General features: G+C 64.5%; 15 protein-coding genes. 9 read left to right on the top strand and 6 right to left on the bottom strand.

What is annotated here, in order from left to right:
• Positions 1 to 128: 128 nt before the first annotated feature.
• The 3 genes from NN5_RS00110 to NN5_RS00120 all read left to right on the top strand — a co-directional run bounded on the left by NN5_RS00110 (position 129) and on the right by NN5_RS00120 (position 3124).
• Positions 129 to 659: a copper chaperone PCu(A)C gene (locus NN5_RS00110; RefSeq protein WP_157080946.1), complete on the top strand. Its 531-nt coding sequence runs from the start codon at positions 129 to 131 to the stop codon at positions 657 to 659.
• Positions 660 to 664: 5 nt separating this feature from the next.
• Positions 665 to 1156: a vgr related protein gene (locus NN5_RS00115; protein WP_067731857.1), complete on the top strand. Its 492-nt coding sequence runs from the start codon at positions 665 to 667 to the stop codon at positions 1154 to 1156.
• 336 nt (positions 1157 to 1492) lie between these two features.
• Positions 1493 to 3124: a methyl-accepting chemotaxis protein gene (locus tag NN5_RS00120; RefSeq protein WP_084384644.1), complete on the top strand. Its 1632-nt coding sequence runs from the start codon at positions 1493 to 1495 to the stop codon at positions 3122 to 3124.
• Positions 3125 to 3154: 30 nt separating this feature from the next.
• On the opposite strand, the gene grpE is transcribed toward NN5_RS00120, so the two are convergent.
• The gene (gene grpE, locus NN5_RS00125; protein ID WP_067731861.1) at positions 3155 to 3718 is read right to left on the bottom strand and encodes a nucleotide exchange factor GrpE; all 564 of its coding nucleotides are present in this window, start codon (positions 3716 to 3718) and stop codon (positions 3155 to 3157) included.
• Positions 3719 to 3734: 16 nt separating this feature from the next.
• Positions 3735 to 4778, bottom strand: coding sequence for a heat-inducible transcriptional repressor HrcA (gene hrcA, locus NN5_RS00130; RefSeq protein ID WP_067731863.1), 1044 nt, complete (start codon positions 4776 to 4778; stop codon positions 3735 to 3737).
• Positions 4779 to 4863: 85 nt separating this feature from the next.
• Between hrcA and rph the strand changes: the two genes are divergently transcribed.
• The 4 genes from rph (at position 4864) to NN5_RS00150 (ending at position 8394) form a co-directional block, all read left to right on the top strand.
• Positions 4864 to 5589 (top strand): ribonuclease PH, encoded by a 726-nt coding sequence (rph, locus tag NN5_RS00135; protein WP_067731865.1) that lies wholly within the window; start codon positions 4864 to 4866, stop codon positions 5587 to 5589.
• A gap of 109 nt (positions 5590 to 5698) precedes the next feature.
• A complete protein-coding gene (gene rdgB, locus NN5_RS00140) occupies positions 5699 to 6328 on the top strand; it encodes an RdgB/HAM1 family non-canonical purine NTP pyrophosphatase (RefSeq protein ID WP_067731869.1) in 630 nt (209 codons plus the stop codon).
• 9 nt (positions 6329 to 6337) lie between these two features.
• On the top strand, positions 6338 to 7489 hold the full coding sequence (gene hemW, locus NN5_RS00145; protein ID WP_067731871.1) for a radical SAM family heme chaperone HemW: 1152 nt from the start codon (positions 6338 to 6340) through the stop codon (positions 7487 to 7489).
• On the top strand, positions 7486 to 8394 hold the full coding sequence (locus NN5_RS00150; protein ID WP_067731873.1) for a tyrosine recombinase XerC: 909 nt from the start codon (positions 7486 to 7488) through the stop codon (positions 8392 to 8394). Before hemW ends, NN5_RS00150 begins: the two co-directional genes overlap by 4 nt.
• Before the next feature lie 6 nt (positions 8395 to 8400).
• Here NN5_RS00150 and aqpZ read toward each other — a convergent pair whose 3' ends face one another.
• The 4 genes from aqpZ to rsmI form a co-directional block, all read right to left on the bottom strand.
• A complete protein-coding gene (aqpZ, locus tag NN5_RS00155; protein ID WP_067731875.1) occupies positions 8401 to 9099 on the bottom strand; it encodes an aquaporin Z in 699 nt (232 codons plus the stop codon).
• 99 nt (positions 9100 to 9198) lie between these two features.
• Positions 9199 to 10185, bottom strand: coding sequence for a glutathione synthase (gene gshB, locus NN5_RS00160; protein ID WP_067731877.1), 987 nt, complete (start codon positions 10183 to 10185; stop codon positions 9199 to 9201).
• A 69-nt stretch (positions 10186 to 10254) separates the two neighbouring features.
• Positions 10255 to 10617, bottom strand: a complete 363-nt coding sequence (locus NN5_RS00165; RefSeq protein ID WP_067731879.1) for a YraN family protein — start codon at positions 10615 to 10617, stop codon at positions 10255 to 10257.
• A complete protein-coding gene (rsmI, locus tag NN5_RS00170) occupies positions 10614 to 11441 on the bottom strand; it encodes a 16S rRNA (cytidine(1402)-2'-O)-methyltransferase (protein ID WP_067731881.1) in 828 nt (275 codons plus the stop codon). The genes NN5_RS00165 and rsmI overlap by 4 nt, the downstream gene beginning before the upstream one ends.
• 39 nt (positions 11442 to 11480) lie before the next feature.
• On the opposite strand from rsmI, the gene NN5_RS00175 reads away from it, so the two are divergent.
• Both NN5_RS00175 and parE read left to right on the top strand, forming a co-directional pair.
• A complete protein-coding gene (locus NN5_RS00175; protein ID WP_084384645.1) occupies positions 11481 to 12665 on the top strand; it encodes a penicillin-binding protein activator in 1185 nt (394 codons plus the stop codon).
• A gap of 92 nt (positions 12666 to 12757) precedes the next feature.
• The gene (parE, locus tag NN5_RS00180; RefSeq protein WP_067731883.1) at positions 12758 to 14764 is read left to right on the top strand and encodes a DNA topoisomerase IV subunit B; all 2007 of its coding nucleotides are present in this window, start codon (positions 12758 to 12760) and stop codon (positions 14762 to 14764) included.
• The last annotated feature ends 60 nt before the right edge of the window (positions 14765 to 14824 follow it).

A 14824-nucleotide genomic window follows, 5' to 3' on the forward strand; every position in this document is an offset into this window, starting at 1 on the left:
TTGCGCAGCTCGATGACGTTCCAAGTCGTCGGAGGGCGATATAGGAGTGGTTTTGCTTGGAACAAGAGCGCCAAGGTGGCATTAGGTGCGCGATTTTTCACAAGGCTCGAAACTGGGATATTCCACCCGTGAAACCGTTCAGCACATTCGCTTTTCTTTGCACCGCCGCCGCCTTCGCCACACTGGCCGGTTGCCAGCAGGCTGCCGCGCCCTCGCCTGAGGAGACTGCGTCCGAAGCCGCCGGCCCCGATGCAAGGCCCGGCATAGCGGCAAGCGACGGGCGCCTTGTCCTGCCGGTTGTGGCGGGCCGTCCGGCCGCCATCTACTTCTCGGTCCGCAATGACGGTGCCGCTGCCGCCACGCTTGCCGGCGTCCATGTCGCCGGCGCGGGCAAGGCCGAAATGCACAAGACCGAGGGCGGAACCATGAGCCCGGTCGACTCCGTCGAAATCGCGCCCGGCACGACGATCGACTTTGCCCCCGGCGGCTACCACGTGATGGGGTTCGATCTTTCGGACAGCCTGAAGACAGGCGAGACCACCGAACTCACGCTGACCTTCTCCGATGGTGACAAGGTCTCGATGCCGTTGCGGATCGAAAAGATGGGCGATGACATGCGCGGCCATGACGATCACGGCATGGAAGGAATGGCCCACTGACGGCGCTGCCCGACCGGCACACTTGCCGGCCGGGCGCCGAGCGGCCGCTGACGGCCGGCGAAACGCATCTGGTCCGCTCCGTTTTCGGACCGGCGATTGACTGTGGCCCGGTGCGGGTGCGCCGGCAGCGGTGGTTTCCGTTTCAGCCTGTCAGCACTGTCATGGCGCCTTGCGGCCATCTCCACTTTCACCCCCGCGCCGAAAGCTATTGCGACGATTTCTCGCAAAGCGCTCCCGGAATGCAGGGGCTGTTCGTCCATGAAATGACTCACGTCTGGCAGGCCCAGACCAAGGGGCGCTGGTATCTGCCCCTCATGCGCCATCCCTTCTGCCGCTATGACTACGACCTGCAGCCGGGCTGGAAGCTGGAACGCTACGGCATAGAGCAGCAGGCGGAAATCGTGCGGCACGTCTTTCTGCTGTCTCGCGGATATACGGTTCCCGGCGCGCAGGCCCTGGAACACTATCGCGGGGTGCTGCCCTTTCACCCCGCATAAGCGAGGCATCGGCCTTTCAGTCTGAAACAGAAACAGGTGCTGGATCTCCACGCCGCGGCTTCGATCGCGGCTTCTCGGCGGCGTGCCTTCCCGGCCCTTTTTCAACCAAAAGCCGCGATCGCGCGGCTTGCCCGGAATTACGTACTTCGCACATGCTTCGGGGGACCATCGATTTAAGGAACAAACGTTATCATCGAGGTTGGAGAGAAACTCGCGCGAGGCGTTCGATGGTTATTCGCAAGAAGATTGGCGTGATTACGATACTTGCGGCCGTGGGGCTATTGGCCACGGTAGCCGTCAGTCTGTGGACGCTCGCGAGATCGATGCAGGACGACGTTGCCAAGGCCGACAAGGCAGAATGTCGAGTCCGTCTATGGCGTGCTGGAGCACTTCCATGCGCTGGAAAGCGACGGCACCCTTTCCCGGCCCGAAGCTCAGAAAGCCGCGCTCGCGACCATCGAAGCGCTTCGCTACCAGGGCGATAACTATTTCTGGGTCAACGACATGGAGCCGAAGATGCTGATGCATCCGCTCAAGCCCCAGTTGAACGGCACCGATATTTCCAGCCTTACCGACGCATCGGGCGAACACATGTTCATGAAGATGGTCGAAGTCGTGAAGAAGGACGGCCAGGGCTTTGTCGACTACCACTGGGACAAACCGACTGGCGAAAAGGCCGTGCCGAAGATCAGCTTCGTAAAGGGCTTTGCACCGTGGGGCTGGATTGTCGGCACCGGCGTCTATGTCGACGACATCCGCGCCTCGATCATTTCCCACGCGATTACGCTGGCGATCGGTGTCCTGATCGTGCTGGCGGTCGTCACTTTCGTGAGCCGGCGGTTGGGCAACTCGATCACGGTCCCTGTGGAAACGCTTACCGAACGTATGCGCACACTGGCCGAAGGCGATGTGAACAGCGAAATCCCAGGCCTCGACCGCGCCGATGAAATCGGCAAGATGTCGCAGGCGCTGGCGGTATTCCGCGATGCGGCGATCGCCAAGGCCGCAGCCGAAGCCAATCAGCAGCAGGCTGTCGAGAAAATCGGCGACCACCTCGAACGGCTCTCGCGAGGCGACCTGTCGGACCGTCTCGACGCCATGCCCTCCGGGTATGAAGCGCTTCGCACCAACTTCAACGGCGCACTTGAAGGGCTGGAAACGGCAATGCTGACCGTGCGTGAAAACACGATCAACGTCAGCGATGCCTCCAACGAAATCCGCAATGCCTCGGACGATCTGGCGCGGCGCAGCGAACGGCAGGCCGCTTCGCTCGAAGCGATCGCGCGCGCTCTTGCCGAAGTGACCGAGTCCATCCGGTCGACCGCACTGGATGCCCGCGAAGCCAACAACGTCGTGACCGAGGCATCGACCCAGGCGGAGCGTTCGGGCGAAATCGTCCACCGTGCCGTCAAGTCGATGGACGAGATCCGCTCCGCTTCGACAAGCGTCCACGATGTGATCGCGGTGATCGACAGCATCTCGTTCCAGACCAATCTGCTAGCTCTCAATGCCGGTGTCGAAGCCGCCCGTGCCGGGCCGGCGGGCAAGGGCTTTGCCGTTGTCGCGGAAGAAGTGCGCGCGCTCTCGCTGCGCTCTTCGGAAGCGGCCAAGGAAGTCAACGACCAGGTGAACGCTCTCGTAGGGCAAGTGACCACGGGCGTGGAAGCGGTCAGCGAAGCGGGCCAGTTGCTCGAACGCATTTCCGGCATGATCTACGAGATCAGCACGATCGTGACCAACATCGCGGGATCGGCCGAACGTCAGGCGACCAGTGTTACCGAAATCAGTTCGCGTGCCACCGGCCTTGAGGACATGACGCAGCAGAACGCCGCCATGGCCGAAGAAGCCACCGCCGCCTGCTCGAACCTTGCCTCAAATGCGTCGGTTCTGATGTCAGAAGTAAGCCGCTTCCAGGTAAACGAACCCAAGACTGGCCGCACGGTACAGAAACTGGCCCGCGTCGCCTGACGCCGCGGGCCCGAATTCCGAGAAGGAAAATCAGTCCGCCTTCTTCGCCACGGCCACCATGGCCGGGCGCAGGAGGCGGTCCTTGATCATGTAGCCGGCCTGCAGTTCCTGCACCACCGTGCCCGGTTCGGCATCCGCCGAAGGTACTTCGAGCATCGCCTGGTGCTGATTGGGATCCAACGGCAGGCCCATCGCCGCGATGCGGCTGATGCCGTGCGATGCGAAGACCTTGTCGATCTCGCGCGAGGTCGCCTCGATGCCGGCCACAAGGCTCTTAAGCTTTTCATCTTCGCGCAGTTCTGCGGGAATGGCCGTCAAGGCGCGCGCCAGGTTGTCCGCTACCGACAAAATGTCGCGCGCGAAACCGGTTGCCGCGTAAGCCCGTGTATCGGCGACGTCCTTTTCCATCCGGCGGCGCACGTTCTGGGTTTCGGCCCGCGCGTAGAGCACGTCCTGCTTGGCAACTTCGAGTTCCTCGCGCAACTTGGCGAGCTCTTCGTTTTCGCCTTGTTTGTCGAGCATTTCCTCCGGCACACCCTTGAGTTCTTCGGCCACGGCCGCGTCTTCTGGCGACTGGGTCTTGTCTTCGTTCATTCTTTTCAGGTTCCAGCTATCCGATAAGCTTGCCCAAGCTCTGGGCAGTGAAATCCACCATGGGGACGACCCGCGCATAATTCAACCGAGTCGGGCCGATAACCCCCACAACACCGACGACGCGCCCTTCCCTGTCCCGATACGGCGACGCGATCACCGAAGAACCCGAGAGGGCAAAGAGGCGGTTTTCGGACCCGATGAAAATGCGCGTGGACTGCGCCTCGCGCGCCACGTCCAGCAAGTCGGCAACCGACTGCTTGTTCTCGAGATCGTCCAGCAGCGAGCGCACGCGTTCGAGATCGGAAACGGCGTGTTCATCAAGGAGATTGGCCTGCCCGCGCACGATCAGGACCGGGCGCTGCATGGCGTCCTCGCTCCACACCGCAAGCCCCCGTTCCACCAGATCGCGGCTTGCCGCGTCGAGCGCCGACTGGCCGGAGGCGATCTCGGCCCGCATCATCCGGGCCGCTTCCGCCAGCGTCCGGCCGTTCAGGCGGGCGGAGATATAGTTGGAAACTTCCTCCAGCGCGCCCGGCGGCAAACGGGCCGGCAGGTCCAGCACGCGGTTCTCCACCACGCCGTCCTCGCCGACCAGCACGGCCAGCGCGCGATCGGGGGCCAGCGGCACGAGTTGCAGGTTCATCAGCCGCGGCTCGCGCTTGGGCACCATGACCACGCCCGCGCCGGACGAGAGGCTGGACAGCAGCGCGCTGGTTGCTTCCAGTGCCGCTTCGATTGGGCCGGGCGCGGTAATGCGGCTCTCGATCGCCGCGCGTTCTTCTGCCGTCGGCTCGGCGACTTGCATGATGCCGTCCACGAACAGGCGCAATCCCGCTTCGGTCGGCAGGCGGCCCGCACTGGTGTGAGGCGCCGCCAGCAGGCCAAGGCCCTCCAGATCGGCGAGCACCGACCGGATCGAGGCGGACGACAGGTTCACGCTGCCCTGCCCGGCCAGCGCTTTCGAGCCGACCGGTGTTCCGGTCGCCAGATACCCCTCCACCACGAGACGGAAGATCTCGCGGGCACGGGTGGTCAGTTCGTTGATTGGCGGTGTCGGCATTTCCCATGCAATTTAGGCAATGGGCTTGCAGCCTCAAGCCTTATGCGCGAAGGGGCGGCGCATAATCCACGATAAGGACATTCCAATGCGCCCTTCCGGCCGTGCTCCCGACGAAATGCGTTCCATCGAAATCCTCACCGGCTACACCAAACATGCCGAAGGATCGGTGCTGATCTCCTTTGGCGATACCCGCGTGCTGGTGACGGCCAGCGTCGAGGAAAAGGTCCCTTCATTCCTGCGCGGTAAGGGTGAAGGCTGGGTGACGGCGGAATATTCGATGCTGCCCCGCGCCACCCACACCCGCGGCTCGCGCGAAGCCGCCAAGGGCAAGCAGTCCGGCCGCACGCAGGAAATCCAGCGGCTGATCGGCCGCAGCCTGCGCGCCGTCGTCGATATGAAGAAGCTCGGCGAGCGCCAGATCGTGCTCGACTGCGACGTGATCCAGGCCGACGGCGGCACCCGCACGGCCTCGATTTCCGGCGCATGGGTGGCGCTGCGTCTTGCCGTCGACAAGCTGATGGCCGAAGGCAAGATCAAGGAAGACCCGATCGAGGCGCGCGTGGCCGCGATTTCCTGCGGCATCTGCGAAGGCACGCCGGTGCTCGACCTCGACTATATCGAAGACAGCTCGGCCGATGCCGATGCCAATTTCGTGCTGATCGAAGGCGGCAAGATCGCCGAGGCCCAGGCCACTGCCGAAGGCGCGACGTATGACGAAGAAGGCCTGCTGCGCCTGCTGCGCCTGGCCCGCATCGGCTGCGATCGCATCTACGCCGCGCAGGCAGAGGCTGTCGCCAGCACGCCGCGGTAACGAAATGTTACTGCCACTTCCCAGTGCGCAAGTGGCAGTAACTTTAATATACCAAAACTCTCCGGCGGCCCGGCTAGGCCGCAATTCGAACCCGTGCAGGACCCGTGAGATGACCCGCAAACTCGACAGCAAGCGCCTTGTCATTGCCACGCACAATGCGGGCAAGCTCAGGGAAATCTCCGCCCTGCTCGCGCCTTACGGGATCGAGTGCCTCTCCGCCGGACAGCTTGGCCTGCCCGAACCGGCCGAGACCGGCACGACCTTTGTCGAGAACGCGCTGATCAAGGCCCATGCCGCTGCCAAGGCCGCACAACTTCCCGCGCTTGCCGACGACAGCGGCCTTTCGGTGACGGCGCTGGACGGCAAGCCCGGTGTCTATACCGCCGACTGGGCCGAGCGGCAGTGGTTCGAAGGCGATCCGGGCCGCGACTGGTACATGGCGATGGGCAAAGTCGAAGGACTGCTGTGCGAACAGGGCCCCGAGGTTGACCGCTCCTGCTGGTTTTCCTGCGTCCTCGCCATTGCCTGGCCCGAAGGCGATGAGGCGGTCTATGATGGCCGTATCAACGGTACGTTCTCGTGGCCGCCGCGCGGAACCATGGGCTTCGGCTACGACCCGGTGTTCGTGCCCGAAGGCCGCGACGTGACCTTCGCCCAGCTCGATCCGGAGGAAAAACACCGGATCAGCCACCGCGCCGATGCTTTCGCCAAGCTGGTCGCGGAGCAGTTCGGCGGCTAAACTGCCTCCATGGCGCACGCGCTCTACATTCACTGGCCGTTCTGCCTCGCAAAGTGCCCCTATTGCGACTTCAACAGCCATGTCCGCGAGACTGTGGACCATGCGCGCTGGGAGCAGGCCCTGCTCGCCGACATGCGCCACGAACGCGCCAAGGTGGCAGACGAACCCCTGGAGAGCGTGTTCTTCGGCGGCGGCACCCCTTCCCTGATGCCCCCTGCGCTCGTCGAACGGTTGCTGCGGGAAGCCGAAGACCTCTGGGGCTTTGCGCCGGGCATCGAGATCACGCTGGAAGGCAATCCGTCTTCAGTCGAAGCCGCCAACTATGCCGCGCTGGCCCAGGCGGGCGTAAACCGCGTGTCTCTTGGCGTGCAGGCGCTCGACGACCAAACCCTGCGGTTTCTCGGCCGCTTGCACAATGCCGCCGAAGCCCTGGCCGCACTAGACGTGGCGCAGCGCCATTTCACCCGCGTCAGCTTCGACCTGATCTATGCCCGCCCCGGGCAATCGCTTGAGCAGTGGCAGGCGGAACTGGCCCGCGCGCTGTCTTTCGGCACAGGGCATCTCTCGCTGTACCAGCTCACCATAGAGCCCGGCACGCGCTTCGAGACCATGGTGCGCAAGGCCGAGTTCGCTCCACTCGATGAAGACGCCTGCGCCGACATGTTCGCCCTGACCCGAGACATGACCGCGACTGCCGGATTGCCGGCCTACGAGGTAAGCAATCACGCCCGCCCCGGCGAGGAAAGCCGCCACAATCTCACGTACTGGCGCTATCAGGACTATTGCGGGATCGGTCCCGGAGCCCATGGACGGCGCGGGGGCACTGCGACCGTCCGCCATCGCAAGCCCGAAAACTGGCTGCAGGCTATCGGTCAGTCCGGCCATGGCATCAGTGAGATGCGCCCGCTCGGCATACGCGAACAAGCCAGCGAAGCCATGCTGATGGGCCTGCGGCTGCGCGAAGGCGTCGACATTGCGGCCATCGCGGCACGTTTCGGCCTCCAACTCACGGATGTGCTCGATCGGGAAAAAGCCGGGTTTTACCAGAAGCAGGGGCTCATCTGGGAGGCTGGTCCGCGCCTTGGCGTTACCGATGAGGGGATGCCATTGCTCGACGGCCTGCTGGCCGAACTCGTACCCGCCACGCTTGTCGAGACATGACCAAGGCGGACCTTCTTGAAGCCTGGGGCAACTATCTCGCGCAAGGCCTCCGCCGCAGTCCACATACCGTACGCGCCTATCTCGCAACCGCCGCGCGCCTGCTTGATAGCCTGGGCGATACGGACTGGGCCGGGCTGGCCCGCCTCGAAGCGTCGGACCTGCGGCGCCAGCTTGCCGCGCGGCGGCAGGACGGGATCGGCAATGTCTCCGCCGCGCGCGAACTGTCCGCGCTCAAGGGGTTCCTGGCCTTTGCCCGCGAACAGGCGGGAATGGCCGACGCAAAACCGCCTCGCCTGCGCGGCCCGCGGATCAAGAAAGGGTTGCCGCGCCCAGTCACGCCCGATGAGGCAGTAAACCTGGCCGTCACGGTGGAAGAGGACGCGCCCGAACCGTGGATCGGATCGCGGGACCGGGCCGTGCTGCTGCTGCTCTACGGCGCGGGACTGCGCATTGCCGAAGCGCTTTCCTTGACCGGTGCCTGCATTCCCTTGGGAGAGACGCTCACCGTCACCGGCAAGGGCGGCAAGCAGCGCGTGGTCCCGCTCCTGCCCGTGATCCGTGACGGGCTGGATGACTATCTCGCCAAATGCCCCTGGCCGCTTGAACGCAGTGCGGCGCTGTTCCGGGGCGCCAAGGGCGGGCCGCTTTCGCAAGGCATGGTGCAGAAAGCCATGGCCCGGGCCCGCATCGCGCTGGGCCTGCCCGCGACCGCAACGCCGCACGCGCTGCGGCACAGCTTTGCCACCCATCTGCTCGGCGCTGGGGCCGATTTGCGCTCGCTGCAGGAGCTGCTGGGCCATGCCTCGCTCGGCTCGACCCAGATCTACACCAAAGTGGACGCAGCAACCCTGCTCGACGTCTATCGCAGCGCACACCCCAGAGAACAAAAAGACGAGCGCAATTGATCCGGCTCAGCCCTCGGTTTCTTCGGACGCGAGCAGGTACTTCCAGATCAGGCCGCCAAGCGCCCCGCCCGCAAGCGGTGCCACCCAGAACAGCCAGAGCTGGCTCAGGGCTGCGGTTTCCGCGAAGAACGCCACGCCCGTCGAGCGGGCGGGATTGACGGAAGTGTTTGTCACCGGGATCGAAACCAGGTGAATCAGCGTGAGCGCAAGGCCAATCGCGATCGGTGCGAAACCGGCAGGCACAAGCTTCGACGTTGATCCGAGAATGACGATCAGGAAGCCCGCCGTCAGGATCACTTCGATCAGCAGCGCCGCCTGCATCGAATATCCGCCGGGCGACAAGTCACCGTATCCGTTCGACGCGAAACCACCCGGCGTGAAACCGCTCTTGCCCGAAGCGATGGCATAAAGCGCAGCGCCAGCCACCAGCGCACCGATCACTTGTGCGATCCAGTAAGGCACCAGTTCCTTCCACGAAAACCGGCCGCCGACGGCCAGTCCGAAGGAAACCGCGGGATTGAAATGCCCGCCGGAAATCCCCCCGACCGCATAGGCCATGGTCAGTACGGTAAGGCCGAAAGCCAGGGCAACACCGGCAAACCCGATGCCGAGATCCGGAAACGCCGCCGCCAGTACGGCCGAGCCGCAGCCGCCGAAGACAAGCCAGAACGTGCCGAACAATTCAGCCGCCAGTTTCTTCCCCATACCCTAACTCCTTCACGACAATAGCCGCCAAGGTAACGGGAAATTTACCATGTACAACTCTGCACATAGCTTTGTCGCGGGGATGTCTTCGTGATGGTTTTACATCGCCGCGTGGCGTACTTCGATCGCGTCCCAGATTTTCGCGGCGGTATCGGTTCCATTGAACCGGTCGATGGCCACGATACCAGTGGGAGAGGTCACGTTGATTTCGGTCAGCCACTTGCCGCCGATCACGTCGATCCCGACAAAGACCAGCCCGCGCGCCTTGAGTTCGGGCCCGAGCGCCGCGCAGATTTCCTCTTCGGCCAAGGTCAGCCCGCAAGCTTCCGCCGAACCGCCGACCGCAAGATTGGAGCGGAACTCGCCCTCGCCCGGTTTGCGATTGATGGCACCGGCAAACTCGCCGTCCACCAGCACGATGCGCTTGTCCCCTTCGGAGACGTCGGGAAGGAAGGGCTGCACCATGAACGGTTCGACCCAGGCGTTCTGGAACATTTCCACCAGCGCGCCGAGATTGCTGCCATCCGCGGGCACGCGGAACACGGCCTTGCCGCCGTTGCCGTGAAGCGGCTTGACAACGAGGTCTCCGGCCAGCCCACGATCCACCATCCGCTGCTGGAACAGCTTCACATCCTCGATCCGACGGGCAATGAAGGTAGGCGGCATGAAGCGTGCGAAGTCGAGCACGAAGACCTTTTCGGGCGCGTTGCGGACCGAAGCGGGATCGTTGACCACCAGCGTCTGCCCGGCGAGCCGCTCCAGCAGGTGGGTTGCCGTGATATACCCCAGATCGAACGGCGGATCCTGGCGCATCAGCACCACGTCGATATCCGCGACGAGGTCGATCAGCCGGTATTCCCCGCGCGTGAAGTGCGCGCCTTCCCCGCGCTGCACCGTGACTGGCGCCCCCCAGCACGTCAACCGCCCGCCCGCGCCTTCCGAGGTATCGTAGGCCAACGTGCGCACATCATAGTGAAACAGGCTGTGCCCGCGCGCCTGCGCCGACAGCATGAGCGCGAACGACGAGTCCCCGGCAACGTTGATGCTTTCGAGCGGGTCCATCTGGACGGCAATGCGTAAGGACATGAAAGGAAATCCTGTTTGGGTGCCAGCGGAGCGCGGCCTAGACCGTTTTGGTGGCGGGCGCGACCCGTTTCAAGCGCCCGGCTGCCAGACATTCTCCAGGCGGCGCGGCCAGCGGCCCGGTGCCATCAGCAGAACATCGATGCGCTGCGTATCCGCAGGCCTGGCGAAACGCGGCCCCACCGCCTCTGCCGCAGCGGCGATCCGGCGCAGGTTTGCAGGGCTTATGGCGTGGTCCAGGTCAACACCCGACGCCCGCCATTTCACTTCGACAAAGCACAAGGTCCTGCCCCGCCGCGCGACGATATCGATTTCGCCGCGGGCAGAGCGCACCCGCTGCGCAAGAACACGCCATCCCGTCAGCCGCAGGTAGAGCGCAGCCAGCGCCTCGCCTCGCCGCCCCGCTTGTTCCGCCCGGGCGCGCTGGCGGCTCACTTCAGTTCCATGGCCCGCGCGTAGAGCACCTTGCGGTCGAGCCCGGTCGCCTTGGCAACCTTTGCGGCCGCCTGCGAAGGCTTGGATTCAGCCAGTTCGCTGCGCAGCATGGCATCCACATCGATATCGGCCGCAGGCTCGTCCGAAGGCGGAGCCACCAGCAGCACGATCTCCCCCTTGGGCGGATGGGCTGCGTAATGCGCGGCAAGCTCGGCCGGTGTCCCGCTGCGGCATTCTTCGAACTTCTTGGTAAGTTCGCGCGCGACCGCCACCTCGCGTCCCGGCAGCATCGCATCGATCGCCTGCAAGGCGGCATCGAGGCGCGGCGCGGTTTCGTAGAACACCAGTGTTGCAGGCACAGTGCCCAGTTCGGCGAGTACCTCTTCGCGCGCCTTGGCCTTGTTCGGCAGGAATCCGGTGAAGAGAAAACGGTCATTGGGCAGCCCGGACAGCGTCATCGCGACGACGGCCGCGTTCGGCCCCGGAAGGCTGGTAACGGCGATTCCCCGCTCCCGCGCCGTCCGAACAAGGCGATAGCCGGGATCGGAAATCAACGGCGTCCCAGCATCGCTCACCAGCGCGACCGGCTGGTTTTCCATCAGCGCCAGCAGGCGTTCGCGATCGCCTTCGCCCGCGTGGTCGTCATACCGGATGAGCTTCTTCTTGAGGCCCAGATGGTGCAGCAATTTTCCGGTGACGCGGGTGTCTTCGCAGGCGACGGCATCCACCCCGCGCAAGACATCGACTGCACGCAACGTTATATCGCTCAGGTTGCCAATCGGGGTAGCGACTATATACAGCCCCGGCGAAAGAGAGTGTTCCATCACGGAACACATGGCCAAGGACCTTGGGAGCGGCAAGAGATGAATGACAAGCGCCTGAATTTCCGTGCGATGTCATGGATCGATCGGCGGAATTTCCTCACCGCGGGCGCCATGGCCTTGCTGGCTGGCTGTGCCGTGGTGCCGAAAGCCCCGCCGCCTTCCGGGCCGGCACCGGAGCCGACACCCACCGAAAGCGTGATCCCGACCGACACCGAGCATCATCGCGTCGCCCTGCTCGTTCCGGTGACCGGCAAGAATGCCGCTGTCGGCCAGTCGATCGCCAATGCTGCCAACATGGCGCTGCTCGACACCGGAGCCAAGAACCTGCGCGTGACGACGTACGACACAGCAACCGACCCCGCCGATGCGGCGCGGCGCGCACTGGCCGACGGCAACCGGCTGGTCCTTGGCCCGCTGCTGTCCGACAACATTCCGGCGGTGGCCGCCGTCACCCGTCCCGCGAAAGTTCCGCTGATTTCGTTTTCGAATGATGAAGCGGCGGCGGGCAAGGACGTCTTCATCATGGGCAACCTGCCGGGCCAGTCGATCGCCCGGACCGTGGCCTATGCCCGTTCGCAGGGTGTTTCCGCCTTTGCCGCGCTGATTCCCCGCGGCGAATATGGCGACCGGGCAAGCGATGCCCTGCTCTCCTCCGTGCGTGCCAGCGGCGGTGCAGTGATCGCGATGGAACCCTACGACCGCACCGCTGCCTCGATCAACGCGGCAGCCACCCGGATCAAGGCCAAGACCGGCTACGGCGCTCTGCTGATTGCCGACGCCGGCGGCCTTTCGGCCCGCGCAGCGACCACGTTCCGCGCTGGCAGCAGCAATGCCAATGTCCGCCTGCTCGGCACGGAACTGTGGGGCGGAGAACGCGAACTGGCAACGACGCCAGCCCTGAGCGGCGCATGGTTTTCGACCGTTTCCGACCAGCGTTTTGCGCAGTTTTCCAAGAGCTACCGTTCGCGGTTCGGCGCTCCCCCGTTCCGGATCGCCACTCTGGGTTACGATGCGGTTCTGCTGACCCTGCGTGTCTCGCGCGACTGGAAAGTCGGCAAGAGCTTCCCGACCGCGGACATGATGGAAAGCGGCGGCTTCCTGGGCCTGGATGGTCCCTTCCGCTTCACCCGCGGCGGCGTTGTCGAGCGCGCGCTGGAAGTGCGCGAAGTGCAGGCCGGATCGGTCAAGGTCGTCAGCCCTGCCCCGGCCAAGTTCGGGGACTGAGCCCAAGCCGCGCGTTTCGGCGCGTTTGCGCCTGCGGATAAGCGCAAGAGCACGCTTGATCGCGGATTCCTGCGCTGCGTATAGTCGCGCTCATGTCTGACGACCTCTTCGACAAACTCCCTGCTTCGGGCGGGGATTCCTACGACGGTTCCGCAATCGAAGTGCTGGAGGGGCTGGAGCCCGTCCGGCGGCGCCCCGGCATGTACATCGGCGGCACCGACGAGCGCGCCTTGCACCACCTCGTGGCCGAAGTGCTCGACAACGCGATGGACGAGGCGGTCGCCGGTCACGCCAACCGCATCGAAGTCACGCTGGAAGAGGAACCGGGCACCGCCGGACGGATCACGATCACCGACAACGGGCGCGGCATCCCGGTCGATGAGCACCCCAAGTATCCGGGCAAGTCGGCACTCGAAGTGATCCTCTCCACCCTGCACTCGGGCGGCAAGTTCTCGGGCAAGGCCTATGCGACCTCGGGCGGTCTGCACGGCGTTGGCATCTCGGTGGTGAACGCGCTTTCGGTGAAGACCCGCGTCGAAGTGGCGCGCAACAAGGAACTCTACGCGCAGGAATTCTCGCGCGGGGTGACGCTGGGGCCGATCCAGAAAGTCGGCGCGGCGCCCAACCGGCGCGGCACGGCGGTAACATTTACGCCCGACACCGAAATCTTCGGCGACCAGAAGTTCAAGCCCGCGAGGCTGTTCAAGCTGGTTCGTTCCAAGGCCTATCTGTTCGCCGGGGTGGAAATCCGCTGGAAGTGCTCACCCTCGCTCGCCGGCGAGGACGTTCCCGCCGAAGCGACGTTCCAGTTTCCGGGCGGCCTTGCCGATCATCTCGCCGAGCAGATCGGCAGCCGTGAATGCGTCACCAGCCAGTTCTTCTCCGGATCGCAGGACTTTCCGGCGGGAGAGGACGGTTCAGAGCAAGGGCGCGTCGAATGGGCGATTGCCTGGCCGCTCTACTCGGACGGGTCGTACTCGTGGTACTGCAACACGATCCCGACGCCCGATGGCGGCACCCACGAACAGGGCCTGCGCGCGGCGCTCACCAAGGGTATCCGCGCCTTTGCCGATCTCGTCGGCCAGAAGAAGGCCAAGGACATCACGCCCGACGACGTGGTGACGGGCAGCGAAGTGATGCTTTCCGTCTTCATCCGCGATCCGCAATTCCAGAGCCAGACCAAGGACCGCCTCACCAGCCCCGAAGCTGCGCGTCTGGTCGAGAATGCGGTGCGCGATCATTTCGATCACTTCCTCACCGACAATCTCGAACGCGGCAAGGCGCTGCTCGGCTCGATCATGGAGCGCATGGACGAGCGCCTGCGCCGCAAAGCCGAGCGCGACGTCAAGCGCAAGACCGCGACCAACGCCAAGAAGCTGCGCCTGCCCGGCAAGCTCACCGATTGCTCGGGCGAAGGCAATGGCGAGACCGAACTGTTCATCGTCGAAGGCGACAGCGCAGGCGGCTCGGCCAAGCAGGCGCGCGACCGCAAGACGCAGGCGATCCTGCCGATCCGCGGCAAGATCCTGAACGTCGCCAGCGCCACCGCGGACAAGATACGCGCCAATGCGGAAATTGCAGACCTCGGCCTCGCGCTCGGCTGCGGCACGCGCAAGGACTGCAATGCGGACAATCTGCGCTATGACCGCATTATCATCATGACGGACGCGGACGTCGACGGTGCCCACATCGCGACGCTGCTGATGACCTTCTTCTTCCAGGAAATGCCGGACATCGTGCGGCGCGGCCATCTCTATCTCGCGCAGCCGCCGCTCTATCGCCTGACCGCCGGGTCGACCTCCGCCTACGCCCGCGACGACGCGCACCGCGCCGAACTGGAAGCGACGCAGTTCAAGGGCAAGAAAGTCGAAGTCGGCCGCTTCAAGGGCCTCGGCGAAATGAACCCGCAGCAATTGCGCGAAACGACAATGGCCCCGGCCTCGCGCTCGCTGATCCGCATCACCCTGCCGCCCGAGTACGAAGACCGCGCGGCGGTGAAGGATCTGGTCGACCGGCTGATGGGCCGCAACCCCGAGCACCGTTTCGAATTCATCCAGAACCGCGCCGGCGAGATCGACCGCGATCTGATCGACGCGTAATATCACGACTCACCGATGCCCCCCACTTCCCCCTTCGTCTCCAGACACTCGTCATTGCGA

Origin of the sequence: Novosphingobium naphthalenivorans NBRC 102051 (genome assembly GCF_001590985.1) — a bacterium.
In the GTDB taxonomy this organism is placed as follows: Bacteria; Pseudomonadota; Alphaproteobacteria; order Sphingomonadales; family Sphingomonadaceae; genus Novosphingobium; species Novosphingobium naphthalenivorans.